This window comes from Lentzea jiangxiensis, assembly GCF_900104175.1.
Taxonomy (GTDB): domain Bacteria; phylum Actinomycetota; class Actinomycetes; order Mycobacteriales; family Pseudonocardiaceae; genus Lentzea; species Lentzea jiangxiensis.
Map to the genome: position 1 here is coordinate 351,610 of NZ_FNIX01000005.1, position 23,890 is coordinate 375,499.

Consider the following 23,890-nt stretch of genomic DNA (forward strand, 5'->3'; position numbering starts at 1 on the left):
CCGACCCCGGCGGGTCACGTGAGCGGCGGTCCTGCGGGGCCGCCGTTTACCGTGGGGGGCATGGCACAACTCGCGCTCGGTCTGGCGTCGCTCGGTCGTCCCGCCTACATCAACCTCGGCCGTGAGGACGCGTTGCCGCGCGTCCGCGACGTCGACTCGATGCGCGCGCAGTGCCACCGCGTCCTCGACACCGCCTACGAGCTGGGCATCCGCTGGGTCGACGCGGCCCGCTCGTACGGGTTGTCCGAGGACTTCCTGTCGTCCTGGCTGCCCGGCCACGACGACGTGACGGTCTCCAGCAAGTGGGGCTACGCCTACACCGCGGACTGGCGGCCCGACGCGCAGGTGCACGAGGTCAAGGAGCACTCCCTGACCCGGTTCACCCGGCAGTGGCGGGAGACCTCCGCGCTGCTGCCGCGCGTCGACCTCTACCAGGTGCACTCGCTGACGGCCGACAGCCCGCTGTTCGAGGACGCCCGGCTGCGCGACGCGATGGTCGGGATCGGCGTCCCGCTCGGGTTCTCGACGTCCGGGCCGAAGCAGGCCGACACGATCCGCAAGGCGCTCGACCTCGGCGTCTTCCAGTCCGTCCAGTCCACCTGGAACCTCCTGGAGACCTCGGCGGGCGACGCGTTGCAGGAGGCGCACGACGCCGGGCTGCGCGTGATCGTCAAGGAGGGCCTGGCCAACGGGCGGCTCGTCGTGGACCCGCCGCGAGCGGTCGCGGCACAGGCGGAGGCGCTCGGCGTCGGCCCGGACGCGGTCGCGCTCGCCGCCGTCGCCCGCCAGCCGTGGGCGGACGTCGTGCTGTCCGGCGCGGCGAGCCCGGAGCAGCTGCGGTCCAATGTGGAGGCATTGCGCGTCGGCGTGGACCTGCCGGAGCTGTCCGAACCCGCCGAGCGGTACTGGAAAACCCGTTCCGGGCTCGCCTGGAACTAGTTACGGTGGCGCCGTGAGCGCTGCGCCCGTCGAGGCTTTCGACCCCCCGTACTACGCCGTCGTCTTCACCACCGTCCGCACCGACGACCAAACCGGCTACCGCGAGACCAACGCGCGCATGGAGGAACTGGTGCGCGAGGTCCCCGGCTACCTCGGGATGGACCACGCCCAGAACCCCGGCGGGCTCGGCATCACGGTCGCGTACTTCCGCGACGCCGACGCCCTCACGCGGTGGCGGACGGACTTGGAGCACCGGGCGGCGCAGAAGCGCGGCCGCGCCGACTGGTACGAGAGCTACACCCTGCACGTGGCCAAGGTCGAGCGCAGCTCCGGGTTCAAGCGCTCCGAACAGCCCTAACCCCGGCGCCGCAACCACTCCCGGCCGATCGCGCGGCCGTCCGGGACGAGCGGCCAGCCCGGGTCCTCGATCCTGCCGCGCAGCTCGCCGGCGTCCATCCACCCGCCCCAGGCGACCTCCTCGGGCTGGTGGGTGAACGGGCCGTCGGTGTGCGTTTCGTAGACCCACGCGTGGTAGCGCGTCAGCTCGTCGACGTAGGTCGTCCGGAACAGCGGCGTCAGCGGTGCCTCCACGCCGAGCTCCTCGCGCAGTTCGCGGACCGCCGCGGCGTCCGGGGTCTCGCCCGCGTCGATCACGCCGCCCGCCGAGAAGTCGTACAGGCCGGGGTAGATGTCCTTGGTGTCCGTGCGGCGGTGGACGTAGACCCGTTCGCCGTCGCGGGAGAACACCACGGTCAGGACGCAGCCGTGCCAGAGGTTCTCCGCCCGCATCCGCTCGCGCGTCACCTCGCCGATGACGTTGGCGTCCTCGTCGTAGAGGTTGATCATCCCCGTGTCCTCCTGTGGTCGTACGCGAGCTTGCTACCCCAGTCCGACGCCCGCTGATCGCCCCCCTTCCTACCTTCGTGACCATCGGACGTCACCGAGGAGGATTCGTGTCCACTTCCCTGCGGCTCGGCGTCGCCGAGTTCCGCGCCCGGCCGGGCCGCGCGCTGCTGCCCGGCGTCGCGCTCGTCGTCGGCGTGGCCTGCCTGCTGGCCGCCCTGGTGCTGAGCGACGCGCTCAGCCGGTCGGTCGACGAGGGCGCGCCTCTCACACCGTCCTCCGTCGGGCACGTCGTGCAGGTCAAGCCGCAGTCGTACGACGACGACACCCCCGCGGCGAACCAGGCGGAGCTCGACGACGCGTTGCTGGGCAAGCTCTCCGCGGTCGGCAGGGCGGTGCCGGTGCAGGTGGCGCAGGCGGACCTGCTCGACGCGAACGGCCGCGCGGGGCAGCACCGGGCCGAGGTGAACGTCCAGCAGCCGGACCTGGTGCGCTGGCCGCTGGCCGAGGGGAGGCAGCCGGCCGCCGGCGGCGAGATCGCCGTCGACAAGATCACCGCGTACGAGCGCGGGCTCGAGCCCGGTGACGAGATCTCGCTCGCGGCCGCCGACGGCAGGCCGTTCGAGGTCACCGTCAGCGGTGTCCTGAAGAGGGGCGCGGTCGACTCGCGGCCCGTCCTGGTCGCCGGACCCGATCTCGCGCGCAAGCTCGACCCGCGGCCGCACACCAAGCAGGTCTGGGTGATCGGTGGAGCTCGCGAGGCCGTCAAGGCCGCGGCGGGCGCCTCCTACGTCGTGTGGAACCCGGACCCGGACGCCGGCAGGGTCGGTGACGACCTGAAGTTCGTCCTCCTGCCGTTCAGCATTCTCGCGCTGGCGACCGCTGTGTTCGTCGCCGCCGCCACGTTCCGTGCGGTCTATGCGCAGCGTCAGCGGCAAACGGCGTTGTTGAGGTGCATCGGGGCGCAGCGCGGGCCGTTGGTGCGCAGGAGCTTGTTCGAGGCGCTGGTGACGGGTGCGGTCGCGGGGATCGGCGGTGCGCTGCTCGGCGGGCCGATGGCGTGGATCCTCGCGAGGACGTTCGACGTCACGGGCATCTCCGTGCTGTTCGGGGCGGTCGAGCTCAGCCCCGACCTGCTGCCGTCGGTCGGGTACGTGGTCCTCGGCGTCGTCGTCGCCGCGGTGCTCTCGGTCGCCGCCGCCGTTCGTCCCGCGATCAACGCCGCGCGTGTGTCGCCTCTCGCCGCGTTGCGGGACGCCGACAGCGAGGTGCCGAAGCGGTCCGTGCGTCGTCTTCGGCTCGTGTTCGGTCTTCTGTTCACCGGTGGCGCCGCGGTCCTCGCGCTGGCGGCCATCGCGGCCAAGGGCTCCGCGGCGGCGCCTCTCGCCGTCACCTTCTCCGCGATCGCCGCCGTGACGGGCCTGTTCTGGATCCTCGGCCCGGTCACGGTGCCGTTCATCGCGCGGCTGTTCGGCGGGATCGGCGGCACGCACTGGAAGCTCGCCGGCGCCGAGGTGCGCAGGATGCCGCAGCGGTCGGCGTCGGTCGCGCTGCCGTTGCTGCTGGCCAGCTCGATGGTGACGTTCTTCCTGGTCCTGCTCGGCACCGCGCAGGAGATCACCTACACGTTCGCCAACGAGGAACGCCCGGACGCCACCGTCGTCGACGCGGGGGAACGGCCGCTGCCGCCGATCCCCGCGCAGGACGGCGTGGCCGCGAGCGTCGCGCTGCACCGGGCCGAGACCGGCGCCGGCGCCGACCCGGAGGAGTTCAAGGCCTGGCTCAGGGCGCAGAACGTCCCCGGCGCCGAGCGGTTCACCTCCGGGACGGCGATCGTGCCGCGGCACTGGGAGGACCGGCCGTTCGTCGAGGCCGGTGGCAAGCAGTACGAGGTCGTCGGAACGGTGCCCGGCACGCTCACCGGCTACACGCCGATCCTCGGCGGCCTGACCTCGGGACCGACCGAGAAGGTGCTCGTCGCCCTGGAGCAGGGGACGGACCCGGCGCGGTTCCGGGCGGGGCTGCAGGCGGCGCTGCCGGACAACCCGACGGTCATCGTGCAGACCGACGCCGACGAACGCGCGGAAGCCGACCGGTACATGCACCTCGGCACCGTGCTGATGATGGTGCTGCTCGGCCTGAGCGTCGCGGTGGCCGTGACCGGCATCGGCACGGCGCTCACGATCTCCGTCCAGGAGCGCCGCAAGGAGCTCGCCCTCAGGCGCGCCTTGGGCGTCACCCGCGGCGGGCTGCAGGGCGGCGTCATCGCCGAGGCGGTCATGCTCGCCCTCGTGGGGGTCGTCGGCGGCGGCGTGCTCGGGTTCGGATACGCGGTGATCGCGGTCCTGTCCATCGGGATTCCGCTGGTGCTGCCGGCCGTCTCGGTGGTGTTGCCGCTGGTCCTCGGCGCGGTGGCGGTCGTCGTCCTCGCCGTGCTGGCCGCTTTCGGTCCTTCTCGCGGCGCCTCGCGGATTCGTCCTGCAGCAGGATTGGCTTCCGGGTGAATAGGGTGGGGGGAGTTTCACCGTGAAGCTCCCCTCACGCTGTTGTCCGGGGTCAGGTCATAAGGTGTGGCGTATGCGGCGGATCATGGGAACCGAGGTCGAGTACGGCATCGCGGTGCCGGGAGACGCGACCGCGAACCCGGTGCTCACTTCGACACAGGTGGTGCTCGCGTACGCGGCGGCGGCGGACATACCGCGCGCCAGGCGGGCGCGCTGGGACTACGAGGTGGAGTCGCCGCTGCGCGACGCCCGCGGGTTCGACCTGGGCAGCCCCGGCGGGCACTCCGCCGACTCCGACATCGAGGACCTGGGCGCGGCGAACGTCATCCTCACGAACGGCGCGCGGCTCTACGTCGACCACGCGCACCCCGAGTACTCGGCGCCCGAGGTCACCAACGCGCGGGACGCGGTGATCTGGGACAAGGCGGGGGAGCGGGTGATGGAGGAGGCGGCGCTCAAGGCCGCCACCGTGCCCGGCCAGCCCCGCCTGCAGCTCTACAAGAACAACGTCGACGGCAAGGGCGCGTCCTACGGCACGCACGAGAACTATCTGATGCAGCGCTCGACGCCGTTCACGGCCGTCATCGCGGGCCTCACGCCGTTCTTCGCGTCGCGCCAGGTCGTGACCGGGTCCGGCCGGGTGGGCATCGGGCAGTCCGGCGAGGAGGCCGGCTTCCAGCTCTCGCAGCGCTCCGACTACATCGAGGTCGAGGTCGGCCTCGAGACGACGCTCAAGCGCGGCATCATCAACACCCGCGACGAGCCGCACGCGGACGCGGACAAGTACCGCCGCCTGCACGTCATCATCGGCGACGCGAACCTCGCCGAGTACTCCACGTACCTCAAGGTCGGCACGACCTCGCTGGTGCTCGACATGATCGAGGCGGGCCAGCGGTTCGACGACCTGCGCATGGTCGACCCGGTGCGCGCCGTGCACCAGATCAGCCACGACCCGACGCTGAAGGCCAAGGTCGAGATGACCGGCGGGCGCAAGTTCACCGGCCTCGACGTGCAGTTCGCCTACCACGAGCGCGCCCTGGCGTTCGTGGAGAAGGAGGGCGTCGGCGACCGCGAGGTCCTGCGCGTCTGGGGCGAGGTCCTGAACGACCTGGCCGAGGACCCGTCGCTGTGCGCCGACCGGCTCGACTGGGTCGCCAAGCTGCGGCTGCTCGAGGGTTACCGCCAGCGCGACGGCCTCGCCTGGGGTTCCGCGCGGCTCAACCTCGTAGACCTGCAGTACTCCGACGTCCGCCTGGACAAGGGCCTCTACAACCGCCTGGTCGCGCGCGGCTCGATGAAGCGCCTGGTCAGCGAGGAGGAGGTCATCGCGGCCATCACCACGCCGCCCGAGGACACGCGTGCGTACTTCCGCGGCCGCTGCCTGGAGCGCTACCCGACCTCGGTCGCGGCCGCGTCGTGGGACTCGGTGATCTTCGACCTCGGTCGGGAATCACTCGTGCGGATTCCGACGCTCGAACCGCTCCGAGGCACGAAAGCCCACGTCGGAGCGCTGCTGGAAGCCTCCGACACCGCCGAGCAGCTGGTGGACGCGCTGACTCGCGGGTGATCGTCTACCCGAGTGGCTCACAATTTTTGTCGGTGCCGCTGGGTAGTGTTCTTGTCAGGCGAGTCAGTGGGAGGCCGAGATGTCCCAGGAACAGAAGCAGCGCCAGGGCGGTGGCGACGGCGACGAAGGTGCCGACGGCGCTGCCGGAGCAGGTCAGGAACGCCGCGAGAAGCTCGGCGAGGACGTGGACGCGATCCTCGACGAGATCGACGACGTGCTCGAGGAGAACGCGGAGGACTTCGTCCGCGCATACGTGCAGAAGGGTGGTCAGTAGGCCTTCGGGGGCCTGTTGACCACTTCGGGGACGGGAGAACAACCAACACATGGACAACAGCTCGACCGGGCGTCACCCGGCCGCGGCGCTGCCGACTGCGTACCTCACGCCGGGCTCGTCGTCGTTCACGGACTTCCTGCGGGCCCAGGCACCCGACATGCTGCCCAGTGCCCGGAAGCTCCCGGAGGGGACCGTCCAGGCCCCGCACGGGACGACGATCGTCGCGGCCACCTACAAGGGTGGTGTCGTGATCGCCGGTGACCGGCGGGCCACGATGGGCAACGTCATCGCCCAGCGCGACATGAAGAAGGTCTTCGTGACCGACGACCACTCGGCCGTCGGCATCGCGGGCACCGCGGGCATCGCGATCGAGATCGTGCGCCTGTACACGGTGGAGCTGCGGCACTACGAGAAGATCGAGGGCGTGCCGCTGTCGCTCGACGGCAAGGCGAACCGCCTCTCGGCGATGATCAGGGGCAACCTCGACGCGGCCATGGCGGGCCTCGCCGTGGTTCCCCTGTTCGCCGGGTACGACACCTCCGCCGCCGACCCGGAGCGCGCCGGCCGCATCGTGTCCTACGACGTCACCGGCGGCCGTTACGAGGAGTCGCAGGGCTACCAGGCCGTCGGCTCCGGCTCGCTCTTCGCGAAGTCGGCGCTGAAGAAGCTCTACGACCCGGACGCGGACGTCGACACCGCCATCCGCGCGGTCGTCGAGGCGCTGTACGACGCGGCCGACGACGACTCTGCGACGGGCGGCCCGGACCCGGTCCGCCGCCTCTACCCGATCGTGGTCACGATCAACGGCGCCGACGGTGCCGTGGAGGTACCGGAGTCCCAGGTCCAGACGATCGCCGACGCGGTCGTCGAAGGCCGCCGGTCCCGCCCCGCAGGCTGAGTCCCCCACAGGTTCGACGTCAGGAGCACCACCCATGACGATGCCGCTGTACGCATCGGCAGAGCAGGTGATGCGCGACCGCTCCGAGTACGCCCGCAAGGGCATCGCCAGGGGTCGCAGCGTCATCGTGCTGAAGTACGCGGACGGCATTCTGTTCGTCGCGGAGAACCCCTCGAGCACGCTGCACAAGGTCTCGGAGATCTACGACCGCATCGGCTTCGCCGCCGTCGGCCGCTACAGCGAGTTCGAGAACCTGAGGCAGGCCGGCATCCGGTTCGCCGACGTCCGCGGGTACCAGAACGACCCGCGCGACGTCACCTCCCGTTCGCTGGCGAACGTCTACGCCACGACCCTCGGCACCTACTTCACCGAGCAGATCAAGCCCTTCGAGGTGGAGATCTGCGTGGCCGAGGTCGGGGACACGGCCGAGTCGGACACGCTGTACCGGCTGACCTACGACGGGTCCATCGTGGACGAGCCCCAGTACATCGTGATGGGTGGCACCGTCGATGCCGCCAACACGGCGCTGAAGGAGGCCTTCGCCGACGGCTTGTCGTTGGCCGAGGCCGTTCCTGTTGCCGTGAAGGCGTTGTCGGCCGGGTCTTCGTCCACCGGGAACGGGTCCGCTGAGCTGCTTCCGGCCGCGAAGCTGGAGGTCGCCGTGCTGGAGCGGGCTCGGCCTCGGCGGGCTTTCCGGCGGATCGCCGGGGCGGCTCTGGACGCTCTCATGCCCGCGCCCGTCAAGGACGGGAAGGCCGTGGAGGATGTCGAGCTGCCCGGGGACGAGTCCTCGAAGTAGGCGTTGAGGTCTGGTGCTGGGCCCCTGGCTTTCGCCGGGGGCCCTTCGCACGTCCTGGGTTTGCGCGGGCGCGTCGAGTTGGGTGAGTCGTCCCCTTGTGGTTCTTGCTGCCGCCGGCACCGTCAGACGTCGGTCGTCTCCGGCACGGGCTGTGACCGGTGGCGCAGCAGGCTCGACTCGCAGTGGTCGAGCCAGCGCAGCTCGGCCTCGGCCTGGAAGATCATCGCGTCGAGCACGAGCAGCCACGGCAGGTCCGCGGGCTGGGTCTTGAGCCTCGTGCACTCCTGCAGCGCGCGCATGGTGGCGGTGCGCTGCGTCATCACGACCTCGGCGGCGTCGACGCCCGGCGTGGTGACGGCGAGCGCGAGCTTGATCGCCACCTCGTCGCGGGGGCGGTCGCTGCGCCGCACGGGCGTGGCGAACCACTTCTCCAGCTCGTCGCGGCCGTGCGGGGTGAGCTCGTAGGGGCGCTGGCCCTGGTTCTCGGGCAGCGCGGCGACCAGGTCGTCGCGCTCCAGGCGTGACAACGTCGTGTAGACCTGCCCGATGTTCAACGGCCACGTGCCGCCGGTGGCCGAGTCGAACGCCGCCCGCAGCTGGTAGCCGTACATGGGCCCGCGCTGGAGCAGCGCCAGCAGACCGTGTTTGACCGACATGCACGTCGAGTCTGCCTACCGGGTATGTACCTGGCAAACGGTGAAGCGGAAAGAGGCGTGCGGGCGGCTCCGGCATCAGGAACCCTGGACGGTGCCGGAGACGTCCGGCGTGCAGTCGGACTGGGGGAACGACGTGGTGGACGTCGCACGGGGGCGAGCCGGGGAGGTGTGCCTGCTGGGAGCACCGGGCCGCTCCAGGGGCACGCCGGGGCTGCCCGTGGAGATCAGGAGCTACGAACCGGAGGACGAGGTCCCGTGGTTGCGGTGCCGGGTGCTCGGGTTCCTCGGCACCAGCTACCACGACGACGTGTGGCAGGTCAGGCGCCGCACCGACCTGGAGCTCGTCGCGGTCGTCGAGAACGTGGTGGCCGGAATCCTGGACGTGTCGGTGCCCGGAGCGGAGGCGACCATCGACACCGTGGTGGTGCACCCGGACCACCAGGGCCGGGGGATCGCCACGGCGCTGCTGGAGGAGGCGGTGCCGAGGCTGGAGCGGTGCGGGGTGCGGACGCTCGACGCCTGGCCGCGGGAGGACGGTCCCGCGCTGAAGTGGTACGCGCGCAACGGTTTCAGGGAAGAGCAGCACTACCTGCACGTGCACGCGACCGCCGAGGAGCTCGGCACGGTGCTCGTCGCGAAGCACGGACTGGTCCCCGCCGGGGCGTTCCTGCACGCGCGGATCGAACGGGAAACCGAGATGCGCCAACGGTTCGAGCGCGTCCACGTGTGCCGCAGGGTGGTGCGCGAACTCAGACCGTGATGCCGGTGAGCCGGGGGATCGTCGCGAAAACCGCGCTGCGCCACGGGAAGAGGTCGTGCTCGGGTGCGACGGGACGCCGGCGGTGCGCGGCGCGTTCCACTCGGAACCCGAACTGGCCGGGTACCTTCTGGAACGCGCCGCGGCGTTCTAGGAAGCCAGCAGCTCCGACACCCGCGTGCGGACCTCCGGCGAGTCGAGCCCGCGCACCACCACGGTGGTGCGGCGGCGCAGCACGTCGTCCACTTCGGACGCCCACTCGGTGCGGCGGGCGTGCTCGACCTGCGCCCAGATGTCCGGGCCGTCCGGGTGGACGCGCTCGAGCAGCGCCGGGTTCTCCAGGCCGAGTGCGACGACCTCGTGCGACGTCGTGCCGTAGTGGGTGGCGAGGTGGCGGACCACGTCGTCGGGCAGCGCGTCGAATGCGTGGTTCAGCACCGAGCCGACGGTCTCGGGCGACGCCGAACCGGGCAGCGCCACGCCGTCCAGCGGGCCGTCGAAGGTGCGGCCGAGCTCGGAGTTCACGCGCGCGAGAACGGTGGCGCCGATCTTGCGGAACGTCGTCCACTTGCCGCCGGCCACGCTGATCATGCCGCCGGAGCCCGCGGTGATCACCGTCTCGCGCTTGGCGTGCGAGGTGTCGCCGGGGCCGCCGGGCAGGACCCGCAGGCCCGCGAACGTGTACGCGATGCGGGAGCGGTCCAGGCCGGTGACTGCGGTGCCCGCCTCGTCGAGGATCTGGTCGACGTCCGCGTCCGTGCAGGCGACCGCGGCCGGGTCGCCGTCGTAGGCCTCGTCGGTGGTGCCGAGCAGGAGGTGGCCCTCCCACGGGATCGCGAACGACACGCGCACGTCGTCGACCGGGATCGTCAGCGCGGCCTTCCACTGCGAGGTCTGCCTCAGCACCAGGTGCGAGCCCTTGGACAGGCGGATCGACGGGTCGGCGGCGGGGTCCTCCATGCGCCGCAGCACGTCCAGCCACGGGCCGGTCGCGTTCACGACGACCTTCGCGTCCACCCCGAACTCGCCGAGCGGGTCGCGCAGGTCGACACCCGTGACCTTCGCGCCGGTCTTGCGCAGGCCCACGACCGAGATGTGGTTGAGCAGCACGGCACCGGCCTCGGCGGCGGCGCGCGCGGCGGTGATCGCCACGCGGCTGTCGTTCATCTGGTGGTCGTAGTACATCGCGGCACCGCGCAGACCGCCGGCGCGCAGGTCAGGCACCCACTCCGCAGCCCTGCGGGCCGACAGCACCTTCCCCATGCCGTCGCCGAAGCCGGACAGCGCGGAGTACAGCGTGACGCCCGCGCCCAGCACGAACCGGCTGTGCGGACCGCCCTTGTAGACGGGGACGAGGAACGGCAGCGGCCGCACCAGGTGCGGGGCGAGGTGGTCGCCCAGCGCACGCCGTTCCTTGTGGTTCTCGTGGACCATCGGCACTGCCGACGGGCCCATCGCGAGGTAGCGCAGGCCGCCGTGCACGAGCTTCGAGGACGCGGACGACGTGGCGCCCGCGAAGTCGCCGCTCTCCACCAGGGCGACGCGCAGGCCGGAGCGGGCCGCGGCCCACGTGGTCGCGATGCCCAGGATGCCGCCGCCGATCACGACGACGTCGAACTTGCCGTGCTGCAGTTCTTCGCGGGCGCGTGCCCGCTGTGTTGAGTCAGTCATCGTCCTCGTCCATCCAGCCGACGGTCCGCTCGACCGCCTTCTTCCACTTCCGGTAGCCCCTGTCGCGGGCGGCCGGTTCCATCGACGGCTCCCATTGGGCCGCCTTGTGCCAGTTGGCCTTCAGCTCGTCGGTGCCGGTCCAGTAGCCGACCGCGAGGCCTGCCGCGTACGCCGCGCCGAGGCACGTCGTCTCGGCCACGATCGGGCGCACCACCGGCACGTCCAGCACGTCCGACAGGAACTGCATGAGCAGGTTGTTCGCCGTCATACCGCCGTCGACGCGCAACGTCGTGAGGTCCGCTGCCGAGTGGGCATTCACAGCGTCTGCGTTCATCGCGTCCACGACCTCCCGCGTCTGCCACGCCGATGCCTCCAGCACGGCCCGTGCGAGGTGCCCGCGCGAGATGTAGCCCGTCAGGCCCGCGATGACCCCACGGGCGTCCGACCGCCAGTGCGGTGCGAACAGCCCGGAGAAGGCGGGCACGAAGTACGCGCCGCCGTTGTCGTCGACCGTGCGCGCGAGCGTCTCGATCTCCGCCGCCGAACCGATGAGGCCGATCTTGTCGCGGAACCACTGCACCAGCGCGCCGGTCACCGCGACCGCGCCCTCGAGGGCGTACGCGGCCGGTTCGTCGCCGATCCGGTAGCCGACCGTGGTGAGCAGGCCGTTCCGGCTGAGCACCGGCTTGGCGCCCGTGTTGACGAGCAGGAACGCGCCCGTGCCGTAGGTGCACTTGCCCTCGCCGGGGGAGAAGCAGGTCTGGCCGAACAACGCGGCCTGCTGGTCGCCGAGCGCCGACGCGACCGGGACGCCCTCGTAGCTGCCGTAGACCTCGGAGGAGGACCGGATCTCGGGGAGCACGCCCCGCGGGACGTCCATCGCCTCGACGAGCTCGGGGTCCCAGTCGAGGGTCTCGAGGTTCATCAGCATGGTGCGCGACGCGTTCGTCACGTCGGTGACGTGGCGGCCGGTGAGGTTCCAGATCAGCCAGGTGTCCATCGTGCCGAACAGGACCTCGCCGTTCTCGGCGCGGGCGCGCAGGCCGTCGACGTTGTCGAGCAGCCAGCGCAGCTTCGGGCCGGAGAAGTAGGTGGCGAGCGGCAGGCCGGAGCGCTCGCGGAACCGGTCCTGGTCGCCGAGCTGCTTGATCAGCGCGTCCGTGCGCGTGTCCTGCCAGACGATCGCGTTGTGCACGGGCTCGCCGGTCGCCTTGTCCCACACGACCGTGGTCTCGCGCTGGTTCGTGATGCCGAACGCGGCTATGTCGGCGTACGTGAGCGATGCGTGCGCGAGGGCGTCGCGCACGACGGCCTGCACGTTCGTCCAGATCTCGGTCGCGTCGTGCTCCACCCAGCCGGGCCTGGGGAAGATCTGCCTGTGCTCGCGCTGGGCCACCGACACGATCCCGCCGGACTGGTCGAAGACGATGCACCGGGACGACGTCGTGCCCTGGTCGATCGCCGCGATGTACGCCACGTGCACACTCCTCTGTGTGAACCATTCGACAATGTCGAACGCTTCCACAGTACTACCAGGAGAGGCCGCCCAGCTCCCGGGAAACGCTGCGAGCTGCCTCACGCACGTAGGAGACGAGCTCGAGGCGCGGGGGCTGATCAGGCGATTCGCACAGCCGCTCGACCGGTCCCGACACGCCGATAGCGCCGACGACCACGCCGCGCCGGTCGCGGATCGGCGCCGCGGCGGACGCCTCACCCTCGACGAGCTCGTGCAGGTCGTAGGCCCAGTCGCGGTCGCGGACGACGTCCACCGCCGCCCGCAGCTCCTCGGGGTCCAGCGTGTGCCGGGTGAACCGCTGCAGGTCGCCGTCGGGCCACTCGCCGAACGCGACCAGCGCCTTGCCGAGCGCGGTGGCGTGCCACGGCAGCAGCGAGCCGGTGTCGAGCGTCTGGCGGCTGTTGTCCGGCCGGAACACGTGATGCACGACCAGCACGTGCCTGCCGTGCATCACGCCGATGCGCACCGCCTCGCGCGCACGCATGGCCAGCGTGTCCGACCAGTTCAGCGCTTTGGCTCGCAGTTCGTTGCCGTCGAGGTAGCTCGTGCCGATGTGGAACAGCGCGGCGCCCAGGCGGTACTTGCCACCCTCGACCTCCTGCTCGACGAACCCGACCTCCTGCAGCGTCCGCAGGATGCCGTGCACCGTCGGTTTCGCGAGGCCCAGGGCGCGGGCGATCTCGCCGACGCTCAGCTGGTGCGCGCCGCCGCGGGCGAGCAGCTTGAGGACCTCGGCCGCGCGCTGGATCGACTGGATGGGTCCGGGCACGCACCCCACTCTAGCTGCGCACGTTCGACAATGTCGAACACTAGGGCCGATAGATGCCCAGCGCCGCCGCCCGTGACCGGAACCGGAAGTGGTTGCCCCGCTCGCGCACCTCGCCGTCCGTCGCGATCGAGATGGGCGGGCCGTGCACCTCGACGTTCAACGAGGCCACCTCGAAGTGCTTGTACATGCGCGAGTGCTCCAACGCCCCGAACAGGGCGCCGAGGAAGAACCTGGTCCGCGAGTACCTCCGGTCCGCCCGGACGAAGCGCACGTCGAGCAGCCCGTCGTCCAGCCGCGGGCGCATCGTGGGCGCGAAGCCCTTCGGCCGGTACGGCCCGTTGCCGACGAACAGCAGCCAGACGAGGTGCTTGTCGCCGTCGATGGTGATGTCGAGCGGTTTGGCCCGCTGCAGCACGCGGAACAGCGCCATGCCCGCCGCAGGCCACTTGCCCCAGCGCTGCTCGAGCTTCTCGCGGATCCGCACCATGTCCGGGTAGCCGCCCAGCGAGGCCGTGTTCACGAACCACTGGTCGTTGACCTGCGCCAGGTCCACCCGCACGCCCACGCCGTCGGCCACCGCCTGCGCCGTGTCGTGCAGGCCGGTGATGCCCACGTCGCGGGCGAAGTGGTTGAGCGTGCCGGAGGGGATGAGCACCATCGGCAGGTCGCGCTCGGCGGCGATGGAGGCCACGGCGGCCACCGTGCCGTCGCCACCGGCCACGCCCAGTGCCTTCGCGTCCGGGAGCGAGCCGAGCTCCTCGATCGTGACGACCTGCGCCTTCGGCCACTCCTCGACGATCTGCGGCGTCGGGTCGGGGCCGATCCCCGAGTGCGGGTTGACCACCACGACCAGGCCGTCACCGTCCTGCAGCGACGTCAGGTCGGCGTGCTCGTAGGCCGACGCGGGCTCGTTCATCCCGAGCGGCCACCACCGGCGCGTCAGGAACGCCGCGCCGACGCCGACCGCCGCGCCGGCCACGACGTCGGTCGGCCAATGCACACCGGTGTGGACACGTGAATAGGCCACGGCGGCCGCGATCGGAGCGACCACGGCGCCTGCTCGGGGCGATTCCAGGGCCACCGCCGTGGCGAATGCGGCCGCCGACGCGGAGTGCCCGGAAGGGAAGGACGACGACGTCGGCCGTTTGGACAGGCGGCGTTCGAGCGAGATCAGGTCGGCGGCGGGTCTGCGGCGCGGGAAAAGCGACTTCCCGACCAGGTTCGCGCTGGCGGAAGCGCCGGCGATGGCCGCGAGACCGCGGAACGCGCCACGCCGGAACGGCCCTTTGCCCGTGGCCAGGATCGCCGCGATGACGAACCACAGCAGGCTGTGGTTCGCGGCTTTCGAAAGCCTCTTCATACCCCCGTCGAGCCTGCTCGGAGGCAGTCCGGCGGAGGAGCTCATGAGCTTCTTGTCGAGAGCGCTGACCCGTTTCCACACCCTGGTGACACTAAACCGCAACCGGCGCGCCGCCCGAACGGATCACCCTGCTCCGCCTGCAAGTCGCCTACTGTTGACGTATGCAGCGGCGGATCTTCGGCATTGAGACAGAGTTCGGGGTGACCTGCACCTTCCACGGGCAGCGTCGTCTGTCCCCGGACGAGGTCGCGCGGTACTTGTTCCGCCGGGTCGTGTCCTGGGGGCGTTCTTCCAACGTCTTCCTGCGCAACGGCTCCCGGCTCTACCTCGACGTCGGCTCGCACCCCGAGTACGCCACGGCCGAGTGCGACGACCTGGCCCAGCTCGTCACGCACGACAAGGCGGGGGAGCGGATCCTCGAGGACCTGCTCGTCGACGCCGAGCGCAGGCTCGCCGACGAGGGCATCGGCGGCGACATCTTCCTGTTCAAGAACAACACCGACTCGGCGGGCAACTCCTACGGCTGCCACGAGAACTACCTGGTCGCACGGGCCGGCGAGTTCTCGCGCATCGCGGACGTGCTGCTGCCGTTCCTGGTCACCCGCCAGCTCATCTGCGGCGCCGGCAAGGTGCTGCAGACCCCGCGCGGCGCCGTGTACTGCCTCTCACAGCGCGCCGAGCACATCTGGGAGGGCGTGTCGTCCGCGACGACCAGGTCCCGCCCGATCATCAACACCCGCGACGAGCCGCACGCCGACGCCGAGCGCTACCGGCGCCTGCACGTCATCGTCGGCGACTCGAACATGTCCGAGGTGACGACGCTGCTCAAGGTGGGCAGCGCGAACCTCGTGCTGGAGATGATCGAGCAGGGCGTCCAGTTCCGCGACTTCTCGCTCGACAACCCGATCCGCGCGATCCGCGAGATCTCCCACGACCTGACGGGCCGCCGCACGGTGCGCCTGGCGGGCGGCAAGGAGGCCTCCGCGCTCGACATCCAGCGCGAGTACTACGAGAAGGCCGTCGAGCACTGCGCCAAGCGCTCCCCGGACCCGATGGCCGAGCGCGTCCTCGAACTGTGGGGCCGGACGCTGGACGCCGTCGAGTCGCAGGACCTCACCAAGATCGACCGCGAGATCGACTGGGCCATCAAGAACCGCCTGATGGAGCGGTACATGGCCAAGCACGACATGGACCTGTCGAACCCGCGCATCGCCCAGCTCGACCTCGCCTACCACGACATCCGCCGCGGCCGGGGCATCTTCGACCTGCTGCAGCGCAAGGGCCAGGTCGAGCGGGTGACCGACGACGGCGAGATCGAGGCCGCCAAGGACACCCCGCCGCAGACGACGCGGGCGAAGCTGCGCGGGGACTTCATCGCCGCCGCGCAGGCCGCCGGCCGTGACTTCACCGTCGACTGGGTGCACCTCAAGCTGAACGACCAGGCGCAGCGGACCGTGCTGTGCAAGGACCCGTTCCGGGCGGTGGACGAGCGGGTGGAGCGGCTGATCTCGTCGCTTTAGGACGGTTTCGGGCAGACAGAGGCGAGGGGCGCGCTCCGGTGTGGAGCGCGCCCCTCGCGTTGTCCGGGTGTGGTCGGCTGAGGGGTGCGCGGTATGGATCCCGCACCGCTGATTCGGATCGACTGGTAATCGCGGGCGAACACGGCCATGTGAGACGGTCGGTTCCACGGAAATCTCCGCCCGTCACCAATTGAGTCGCAACGGCGGATCGATCGGATGTTTCCGCGGGCGAACTGATGCGCGCGCAACTCGTCGGTTCCTCGGCTGAGTTGCCGGCGGTATGGCGCGCTTTCGCACTACGACACGAGCCGTTCGCCGGCTGGCCGTCGTCGCCGTGGAACGGTCTTCGGCCGCCGCGAAGTGGACCACGTCCGCCACGGGTGTGGGCGCGTCGGTGCACCGGTCGGAGCAGACCGTGACCGGTCTGTCATTCACGGCAAAACGGGCACGTTCGAGCCCGAGCGGGCAGTGCCGCCGCTGTGGCGGATCGCGCAGGTCGCCGGCCGGGAACCGCGGGCCGGACAAGATCGGCGATGGACCCCGTCGACCCCGATTCGGGCCGCAGCGCCGCCAGCGGGGACGACGCGTTGTGCGCCGGCCTCGGACGCCTGGCGGGCCTGCCCCGCGGCACCACCTGCCGCGTGCCCGGCCACCTGCGCGAGGCCGACCTGGGATGCACGACTCCGGCACGCGGGAAAGATCCGATCGATCGCAGTGCGGTGAACGCGGCGGTGCGGTGCGTCTCAACCGGTGACATGTCCCGGACGGTGATCGGGCCGTGCCGTGGCGGCGACGGCGGTTGACATCCCGGGTGGCACCGCGCAATTCTCCGGGCAGATCGGGTGGGAGGTTCTCGGGTGAAGTCGGCAAGCGGTGTCCCGCTGGAAATCCACGTCTTGTCCGGCTCGGCGCAGCACGTGTGAAGAAATCGTTTCCTGCTGTTGCCGGCCGGTCACCTCAGGACGGGAAAACAAGCGTGGGCACACCTCCCAGCGAGAATTCCGCGCAGTGGGACCGTTGCGCCGGACCACCCCTCCCGATGCGCGGACGTGAGGACGAGACCCGGAAGCTGGAGCGGCTCGTCCTCGCGGTGCGGACCGGGCAGGCACGCCTGCTCGTCGTGGCGTCCCCCGCGGGCACGGGGGTCACCAGGCTGGTCGCCGAGGGCGCTTCCCTGGCCGCCCTGCACGGCTTCTCGGTGGTCGACCTGTCACCGGCCGCCTTCCCCGCCGGGGGACCGAGGCATGCGCACGCCTCCGGCGTCGGCGCGCTCGCCGCGCAGCTCGAACCGCGCGTGGTCCAGCGGCTCCGGCAGGGCCCGGTGCTGGTCACGCTCGACGACGCCCACCGCACGCCGACGTCGGTGCTCGCCGCCGTGAGCGCGGTGATGGCCGAGCTCAGGGACCTGCCCGTGGGCTGGTTGATCACCCTGCACGGCGACCCGTTCGCGAACGCCGTCCTCCAGGACATGGCGACCGTCCTGCCGTGCGACTGGATCGAGCCGCTCACGCCGTTGTCCGACGACGCGGCGCTGCTGATGGCCGCCGACCTCCTGGGCGCGGCACCGGACCCGGACGTCGCCTCGCTGGTCTGCAGCGCCGGGGCGACGCCGTCCGCGTTGACCGGCGTGGTGAGGGGGCTGCTGGCGGAGAACCACGTCCAGGTCGTCGCCGACGTCGCCCGGTTGACCGCGGGCCCGATGCCGTGCGGCACCGCCGCCGCCGTCTCGCCGCAGCCCGCCGAGCAGCTGCCCGCGTCGTTCCGGCAGATGATCGCCGAACGGCTGGCGGGCCTCTCGCCCGAGGCGCAGGACGTGCTGCAGGTCGCGGCGGTGCTGGGCAACGGCTTCGCCCCGGACGACCTCGCCGAGATGCTGGGGAAGTCCGTGGCCGTGCTGCTGCGGCCTCTGAGGGAGGCGCTGGCGGCCGGGTTCCTGGGCGCGGACGGTGCCGAGTTCGTCTTCCACCGCGAGCCGGTGTGGCGGGCGGTGCTCGGGTCCGTGCCGGCGCCGATGCGGTCGGCGCTGCACCGGCAGGTGGTCACGATGCTGCTCGGCCGCGAACGCCAGGACGTCGTGCGGATCGCCGTGCACCTGGTGCACTGTGCGCGCACCGGCGACGCGCGCGCCGTCGCGACCGTCGACGAGGCCGCGCGGAGCCTGCTGCCGTTCTCGCCCGAGGCCGCCGCGGCACTCGCGACCAGCGGCCTGCGGATCACCGAGCCGGGGGAGCCCGGCCGGGTGGCGCTCGGCGTCACCGCGGCCGCCGCCCTGGTCAGGGCGGGCAGGCTCAGCGAGGCGGTGGAGCTCGCGCGGGAGTTCCCGCACCCCGACGACCCCGGCCGCGGGGCGCCGCCGAACGTGCTGGGCACGTGGCAGACCATCGCGCACATGCCGGGCGGTGACGCCCACGAGTTGTCGCCGGAACTGGTGCTGCTCACCGTCCTGTCGCTGCACGACCTCGACGCGGCGGCCGGCATGGCCGACCAGGTGCTGGCGCTGTGGGAGCACTGCGGCTCGGACGTGCTGGCGGGCGCGCTCACCGTGCGGGCGATGACGAGCTGGCGCGAGGGGCGGCTGGACTCGGCCGTCGACGCGGCCCGGGCGGCGGTCGTCGTGCGCGGTGAGCTGACCGGCGTTGGGCCTGGCGATCCTCTGTGGACGAAGGTGTGGATCCTGACCCGCCTCGGCAGGCTGGGCGAGGCGCTCGACGCGGTGGACCAGGCGTGCGTCACGGCGCAGGCGCACGGCACCGGCGTGATGAACTCGGTCCCGATCGCGCTGCGGGCCGAGGTCCTGCTGGCCCGGGGTGACGTGGCCGCCGCCGAGGCCGCCGCGGCCACCGGTCTCGCCGTCTCCGGCCAGGCCGGGACGCCGGTGTTCCAGCCCCAGCTCGACGCGGTCCTCGTGCTCTGCGCGCTCCGGCGGGGTGATCTGGTCGCCGCCACCGACGGCCTGCGGAGACTGGAGGAGTCCGTCCCCGCGGGGCACACCCACCCGTGCGCGGTGGCGCTGCGGCTGATCGCGGGGCAGGTGGCGCTGGCCGGCGACGGTCCGGCGGCCGCGATCGCCGAGATCCGCGCCACGGCGGAGGATCCCGCCCTGCGCACCCAGCTGCTGCTGGAATCGCCCACCGCGACCCCGTGGTGCGTGCGCACCGCCATCGCCGCCGGCGACCCGGCCCTCGCCGAGCTGCTCGCGAGCGCCGCCGAGGACCTCGCCGCCGCCAACCCGGGCCATGATTCCGTGGTCGTGGCAGCAGCGCACGGCCGTGCCCTGCTGAAGCAAGACGTCGCCGTGCTCGCGGAACTCGAAGCGGGCTGCTCCGACCCGTGGACGAAAGCCTCTCTCGCGGAGGACATCGGGTCCATGCACCTCGAAACCGACCGCCGGCAGGCCGTCGTCGCCCTCAACCGCGCGCTGTCCGGGTACGACGGGGTCGAGGCCGAACTGGACTCCGCCCGAGTGCGCCGCACCTTGGGGCGGTTCGACGTCCGGCGGCGCCGTCCCACGCCGACGAGGCGGGACGACCACGAGCACGAACCCCGGCCCCGCAGCGGGTGGGGCAGCCTCACCGGCGCCGAGCAGGAGGTCGCGCGGCTCGTCGCGGACGGGCTGACCAACCGCCAGGTGGCCAGGGAGCTGTTCGTCTCCCCGCACACCGTCGGGTTCCACCTGCGGCAGATCTACCGCAAGCTCGCCATCGGCTCGCGGGTGGACCTCGCGAGGATCGCGCCATGACCGCCGATCGGAGGGTGGGAGGCAGGCGGCCGCCTGGACGAGAGTGACCCCATGAGGATCATCGCGGCGACGCTCGCCGCCTTCCTGGTTCTTCCCGGGGTCGCGTCCGCGGACCCCTACTGGGAGCTCAAACCGACCGGCACGGACGCGCGCCTGCGCGGGCTGTCCGCCGTGTCCGGCCAGGTCGCGTGGGTCAGCGGCTCGAAGGGCACCGTCCTGCGCACGACGAACGGCGGCCGGACCTGGGACTCGGTCGGCCCTCCCGGCGCCGAGGCGCTCGAGTTCCGCGACGTCGAAGCCTTCGACGCGCGCAACGCCGTGGCCCTGTCGATCGGCGAGGGCGAGTCGTCGCGGATCTACCGCACGTCCGACGGCGGCAGGACGTGGCAGGAGTCGTTCCGCAACACCGATCCGAAGGCGTTCTACGACTGCGTGGCGTTCTTCGACCGGTTCCGCGGACTGGCGCTCAGCGACCCCGTCGACGGCAAGTTCCGCGTGCTGCGCACGGGGGACGGCGGCCGGTCGTGGCACGTCGACGACACGAAGGGCATGCCGGACGCGCTGCCGGGCGAGTTCGCGTTCGCGGCGTCCGGGCAGTGCGTGACGACCAGCGGCAACCACGCGTGGATCGCGACCGGCGGCGGCGCGAGGGCACGGGTGCTCGAGTCGCGGGACGGCGGCCGGTCGTGGCACGTCGACGACACGAAGGGCATGCCGGACGCGCTGCCGGGCGAGTTCGCGTTCGCGGCGTCCGGGCAGTGCGTGACGACCAGCGGCAACCACGCGTGGATCGCGACCGGCGGCGGCGCGAGGGCACGGGTGCTCGAGTCGCGGGACGGTGGCCGGTCGTGGAAGGCGTCGGACGTGCCGCTGCCCTCCGGTGCGGCGGCCGGGGTGTTCGCCGTGGCGTTCAAGACGCCGTGGCGCGGGGTGGCCATCGGCGGTGACTACCTCAAGCCCACCGACCCGACTCCGGCGTTCGCCACGAACGACGGCCGGGGCTGGACGGCGGGGACCACCGCGCCGGTCGGGTACCGGTCCGGCATCGCCTACCGCGGCTCCGGCCTGGTCGCGGTCGGACCGTCCGGTACCGACACCAGCAGGGACGGCAGGACGTGGGAGGTCGTGGACACGGGCAGCTTCGACACCGTGGACTGCGTCGGCGGCACCTGCTGGGCCGCCGGCGAAAAGGGACGTGTCGGCCGCGCGTAGCCGGGGTAGTCGTAGCGGGTGTTCGAAGGATTCTCGTTGCGGCACATCGATGTCGGCGAGGCCGTGCTGCGAGTGAGGACCGGTGGGGCAGGGCCACCGGTCCTCCTCCTTCACGGCCATCCCCGGACGCACACGACGTGGCACCGCGTCGCGCCGTTGCTCGCCACGGACCACACAGTCGTGTGTCCGGACCTGCGTGGCTACGGCGAGTCCAGCAAACCCGGCGACTACTCGAAGCGCGCGATGGCCCGCGACTTCGTGGCTCTCATGGACGAGCTCGGCCACGAGGCGTTCGCCGTCGCCGGGCACGACAGGGGCGCGGCCGCGGCGATCCGGCTCGCCCTCGACCACCCGCGGCGGGTCACGCACCTCGCCGTGCTCGACGGACTGCCGATCGGCGCCCACCTCGCGCGGGCGGACGACCGGTTCGCGCAGGCCTGGTACCACTGGTTCTTCCTGGCGCGGCAGGAGCTCGCCGCCTCGATGATCAACGAGAACCCCGACCTGTTCTACGGGGGGCGCTACGGCGACACGCCGCTCGCGATGGGCGTCGAGAACTGGGCCGACTACCAGCGGGCCATCCACCACCCCGAGACCGTCCTCGCCATGTGCGGCGACTACCGCGCCGGGCTGGAGGTCGATCGCCACCACGACGACGAAGACTTCGCCGCGGGCCGGAGGATCACCTGCCCGGTGCTGGCCCTCTGGTCGGCCAAGGACGACCTCGGCGACCTCTACGGCGACCTGGCCCCGATCTGGGCCGAATGGGCGGACGAAGTGCAGGTCCGGGCCATCGACTGCGGGCACCACATGGCCGAGGAAGCACCCGTCGAACTGGTCCGCGAACTTCGCACCCTGTTCTGAACGGACCGTTCACCACAGGTGGTGATGAGGTTTCGGCGCGCGCACGCGTTAGGGTTTGTCCGTGGCCATCGCACGTGCCGAACGCCTTGTCAACCTGGTGCTGTGCCTGCTGTCGACTCGTCAGTACCTGACAGCGGAGCGCATCCGCGCCATCGTCCCCGGCTATCACGAAGCGCCGACGGACGAGGCGTTCTTCCGCATGTTCGAGCGGGACAAGTCCGAGCTGCGCGATCTCGGCGTGCCGCTCGAGACCGGGCGCCAGACCAACGCCGAGGGCGCGGAGGACGGGTACCGCATCGCGCGCCGCGACTACGAGCTCGGGGACATCGACCTCGAACCCGACGAGGCCGCCGCGGTCGCCCTGGCCGCCCGGCTGTGGGACTCGCCGCAGCTCACGGGTGCCGTGCACGGTGCGTTGATCAAGCTCCGCGCCGCCGGGGTCGACGTCGACCAGGACACCCCCGCGGCCGTCGAGCCCAAGGTGCGCGCGAGCGAGCCGGCGTTCCCGCCGCTGCTGCAGGCCGTGCAGGCGGGGCAGGCCGTCGCGTTCGACTACCGCAAGCCGCCACCGGGCGGGCAGAAGGAGCGCACGGTCGAGCCGTGGGGCGTGGTCGCGTGGCGCGGCAAGTGGTACCTGGTCGGCTGGGACCGCGAACGCGACGACACGCGCTGCTTCCGCCTCTCCCGGGTCGTGGGGACCGTGCGGACCGTCGGCAAACCCGGCGCGTTCACCGTTCCCGAGGGCACCGACCTGATGAGCCTCATCGCGCGCACGGAGGCCGATCCGCACCACACGGCGCCGGCCAAGATCTGGGTGGCCAAGAACCGGGCGCAGGGTGTGCGGCGGCACGCGAAGGTCGTCGAGGAACGCGACGGCGGCGACGTGGTGGAGATCGACCTGAAGTTCCCCGACTCGGCGGCCAAGTGGCTCGCCGGGTTCGGGCCCGACGTCGTCGTGCTGGAGCCCGAGGTCCTGGCCAAGTCGGTCCGCGACCGCCTGCAGGGCGCACTGGAAGGAGCGCGGTGACCGCGTCGAACGAACGGCTGCCGCGCCTGCTCGCACTCGTTCCCTACCTGCTCAACCGGCCCGCCATCACCGTCAAGGAGGCGGCGGCCGACTTCGGCATCACGCCGAAGCAGCTGCGCAAGGACCTGGAGCTGCTGTGGATGTGCGGCCTGCCCGGCTACGGACCCGGTGACCTGATCGACCTGTCGTTCGAGGGCGAGACGATCACCGTGTCGTTCGACGCGGGCCTCGACCGGCCGCTGCGGCTGACCGCGGCCGAGGCGGCATCGCTGCTGGTCGCGCTGCGGGCGCTGGCGGACACGCCCGGCGTGGTCGACACGGACGCGGTGCAGCGGGCGCTCGCGAAGATCGAGGCCGCGGTCGGCAAGGCCCAGCCCGCCGGCATGGTCGTCGGGCTCGGGGCGTTCGAGCGCGGGGAGACCGCGGAGATCCGTGCCGCCGTCCAGGACGCCGTGAAGCGTGAACGGGCCGTGCGCATCCGCTACTACTCGCAGTCGCACGACGCGATGAGCGACCGTGTGGTCGACCCGATGCGCCTGCTGCTCGTCGAAGGGCGCGGCTACCTCGAAGGATGGTGCCGCTCGGCGCTCGGCGTGCGGTTGTTCCGGCTCGACCGCATCGACGCCGTAGGGGTGCTCGACGAGCCCTCCGCGCCCCCGCCGCACGCCCAGCTGACCGATACGTCGGAGGGGTTGTTCCAACCGCGGGACGATCAGAAGATCGCGGTCCTTCTCCTCGAACCGGACGCGCACTGGGTCGCCGAGTACTACCCCGTGGACCACGCGGCGGAGCTCTCGGACGGCCGCACGCGTGTCCTCATGCGCTACGACGACCCGTCCTGGATGGTGCGCCTGCTCCTCGGGCTGGGCGGTGACGTGCACGTCGAACAGCCGTCGGAGCTCGCTGCCGAAGTGCGCCGCCAAGCGCAGGAAGCGTTGCGCCGGGCAGATCACCTGCTGTCCACCTAAGCCGTAT

At 71.6% G+C, this 23,890-nt stretch carries 21 protein-coding genes; 15 read left to right on the plus strand and 6 right to left on the minus strand.

From position 1 onward, the window contains the following. Nucleotides 1–60 precede the first annotated feature (60 nt). Nucleotides 61–939, plus strand: a complete 879-nt coding sequence (locus BLQ91_RS18415) for an aldo/keto reductase (protein WP_090098087.1) — start codon at nucleotides 61–63, stop codon at nucleotides 937–939. 13 nt (nucleotides 940–952) lie between these two features. Next, nucleotides 953–1,297 carry an antibiotic biosynthesis monooxygenase family protein gene (locus BLQ91_RS18420; protein WP_090098088.1) on the plus strand — a complete coding sequence of 115 codons (345 nt, stop codon included), beginning with the start codon at nucleotides 953–955 and terminating at the stop codon, nucleotides 1,295–1,297. Here the strand turns inward: BLQ91_RS18420 and BLQ91_RS18425 are convergent. Beyond that, on the minus strand, nucleotides 1,294–1,785 hold the full coding sequence (locus tag BLQ91_RS18425) for an NUDIX domain-containing protein (RefSeq protein ID WP_090098089.1): 492 nt from the start codon (nucleotides 1,783–1,785) through the stop codon (nucleotides 1,294–1,296). The two genes, BLQ91_RS18420 and BLQ91_RS18425, sit on opposite strands and share 4 nt — an antisense overlap. 107 nt (nucleotides 1,786–1,892) lie before the next feature. Between BLQ91_RS18425 and BLQ91_RS18430 the strand changes: the two genes are divergently transcribed. From BLQ91_RS18430 to prcA, 5 genes are all read left to right on the plus strand, one after another. Continuing rightward, nucleotides 1,893–4,286 (plus strand): FtsX-like permease family protein, encoded by a 2,394-nt coding sequence (locus BLQ91_RS18430; RefSeq protein ID WP_090098090.1) that lies wholly within the window; start codon nucleotides 1,893–1,895, stop codon nucleotides 4,284–4,286. A 73-nt stretch (nucleotides 4,287–4,359) separates the two neighbouring features. After that, nucleotides 4,360–5,853, plus strand: a complete 1,494-nt coding sequence (gene dop / locus BLQ91_RS18435; protein WP_090098091.1) for a depupylase/deamidase Dop — start codon at nucleotides 4,360–4,362, stop codon at nucleotides 5,851–5,853. 79 nt (nucleotides 5,854–5,932) lie between these two features. Further along, nucleotides 5,933–6,127 carry a ubiquitin-like protein Pup gene (locus BLQ91_RS18440; RefSeq protein WP_090098092.1) on the plus strand — a complete coding sequence of 65 codons (195 nt, stop codon included), beginning with the start codon at nucleotides 5,933–5,935 and terminating at the stop codon, nucleotides 6,125–6,127. Nucleotides 6,128–6,176: 49 nt separating this feature from the next. Continuing rightward, nucleotides 6,177–7,025, plus strand: coding sequence for a proteasome subunit beta (prcB, locus tag BLQ91_RS18445; protein WP_090098093.1), 849 nt, complete (start codon nucleotides 6,177–6,179; stop codon nucleotides 7,023–7,025). 34 nt (nucleotides 7,026–7,059) lie between these two features. Then, complete coding sequence (gene prcA, locus BLQ91_RS18450; RefSeq protein WP_090098094.1) at nucleotides 7,060–7,824, plus strand: proteasome subunit alpha; 765 nt, start codon at nucleotides 7,060–7,062, stop codon at nucleotides 7,822–7,824. Nucleotides 7,825–7,946: 122 nt separating this feature from the next. Here the strand turns inward: prcA and BLQ91_RS18455 are convergent, their stop codons facing one another. Beyond that, nucleotides 7,947–8,480: a PadR family transcriptional regulator gene (locus tag BLQ91_RS18455; RefSeq protein WP_090098095.1), complete on the minus strand. Its 534-nt coding sequence runs from the start codon at nucleotides 8,478–8,480 to the stop codon at nucleotides 7,947–7,949. A 40-nt stretch (nucleotides 8,481–8,520) separates the two neighbouring features. Here BLQ91_RS18455 and BLQ91_RS18460 point away from each other — a divergent pair, with 40 nt between their 5' ends. Beyond that, nucleotides 8,521–9,240, plus strand: coding sequence for a GNAT family N-acetyltransferase (locus BLQ91_RS18460; RefSeq protein ID WP_218130303.1), 720 nt, complete (start codon nucleotides 8,521–8,523; stop codon nucleotides 9,238–9,240). Between the two features lie 147 nt (nucleotides 9,241–9,387). Here the strand turns inward: BLQ91_RS18460 and BLQ91_RS18465 are convergent, their stop codons facing one another. The 4 genes from BLQ91_RS18465 to BLQ91_RS18480 are packed head-to-tail and all read right to left on the minus strand — an operon-like array spanning nucleotide 9,388 to nucleotide 14,598. Then, nucleotides 9,388–10,908 carry a glycerol-3-phosphate dehydrogenase/oxidase gene (locus BLQ91_RS18465; RefSeq protein WP_090098096.1) on the minus strand — a complete coding sequence of 507 codons (1,521 nt, stop codon included), beginning with the start codon at nucleotides 10,906–10,908 and terminating at the stop codon, nucleotides 9,388–9,390. Next, nucleotides 10,901–12,385: a glycerol kinase GlpK gene (gene glpK, locus BLQ91_RS18470; RefSeq protein WP_245733608.1), complete on the minus strand. Its 1,485-nt coding sequence runs from the start codon at nucleotides 12,383–12,385 to the stop codon at nucleotides 10,901–10,903. The genes BLQ91_RS18465 and glpK overlap by 8 nt, the downstream gene beginning before the upstream one ends. 52 nt (nucleotides 12,386–12,437) lie before the next feature. Then, nucleotides 12,438–13,193: an IclR family transcriptional regulator gene (locus BLQ91_RS18475; protein WP_090098098.1), complete on the minus strand. Its 756-nt coding sequence runs from the start codon at nucleotides 13,191–13,193 to the stop codon at nucleotides 12,438–12,440. A gap of 40 nt (nucleotides 13,194–13,233) precedes the next feature. Beyond that, nucleotides 13,234–14,598, minus strand: a complete 1,365-nt coding sequence (locus BLQ91_RS18480) for a bifunctional phosphatase PAP2/diacylglycerol kinase family protein (RefSeq protein WP_090098235.1) — start codon at nucleotides 14,596–14,598, stop codon at nucleotides 13,234–13,236. A 116-nt stretch (nucleotides 14,599–14,714) separates the two neighbouring features. On the opposite strand from BLQ91_RS18480, the gene pafA reads away from it, so the two are divergent. The 7 genes from pafA (at nucleotide 14,715) to BLQ91_RS18515 (ending at nucleotide 23,883) form a co-directional block, all read left to right on the plus strand. Continuing rightward, the gene (pafA, locus tag BLQ91_RS18485) at nucleotides 14,715–16,073 is read left to right on the plus strand and encodes a Pup--protein ligase (protein ID WP_090098099.1); all 1,359 of its coding nucleotides are present in this window, start codon (nucleotides 14,715–14,717) and stop codon (nucleotides 16,071–16,073) included. Between the two features lie 533 nt (nucleotides 16,074–16,606). Next, the gene (locus BLQ91_RS18490) at nucleotides 16,607–16,876 is read left to right on the plus strand and encodes a hypothetical protein (protein ID WP_090098100.1); all 270 of its coding nucleotides are present in this window, start codon (nucleotides 16,607–16,609) and stop codon (nucleotides 16,874–16,876) included. A gap of 236 nt (nucleotides 16,877–17,112) precedes the next feature. Beyond that, nucleotides 17,113–19,812, plus strand: coding sequence for a helix-turn-helix transcriptional regulator (locus tag BLQ91_RS18495; protein ID WP_090098101.1), 2,700 nt, complete (start codon nucleotides 17,113–17,115; stop codon nucleotides 19,810–19,812). 51 nt (nucleotides 19,813–19,863) lie between these two features. Next, nucleotides 19,864–21,024 carry a WD40/YVTN/BNR-like repeat-containing protein gene (locus tag BLQ91_RS18500; RefSeq protein WP_090098102.1) on the plus strand — a complete coding sequence of 387 codons (1,161 nt, stop codon included), beginning with the start codon at nucleotides 19,864–19,866 and terminating at the stop codon, nucleotides 21,022–21,024. Nucleotides 21,025–21,060: 36 nt separating this feature from the next. Next, nucleotides 21,061–21,888, plus strand: a complete 828-nt coding sequence (locus BLQ91_RS18505; RefSeq protein WP_342670649.1) for an alpha/beta fold hydrolase — start codon at nucleotides 21,061–21,063, stop codon at nucleotides 21,886–21,888. 61 nt (nucleotides 21,889–21,949) lie between these two features. Continuing rightward, nucleotides 21,950–22,915, plus strand: coding sequence for a helix-turn-helix transcriptional regulator (locus BLQ91_RS18510; RefSeq protein WP_090098104.1), 966 nt, complete (start codon nucleotides 21,950–21,952; stop codon nucleotides 22,913–22,915). Continuing rightward, nucleotides 22,912–23,883, plus strand: a complete 972-nt coding sequence (locus tag BLQ91_RS18515) for a helix-turn-helix transcriptional regulator (RefSeq protein WP_090098105.1) — start codon at nucleotides 22,912–22,914, stop codon at nucleotides 23,881–23,883. The genes BLQ91_RS18510 and BLQ91_RS18515 overlap by 4 nt, the downstream gene beginning before the upstream one ends. Nucleotides 23,884–23,890: the final 7 nt, after the last annotated feature.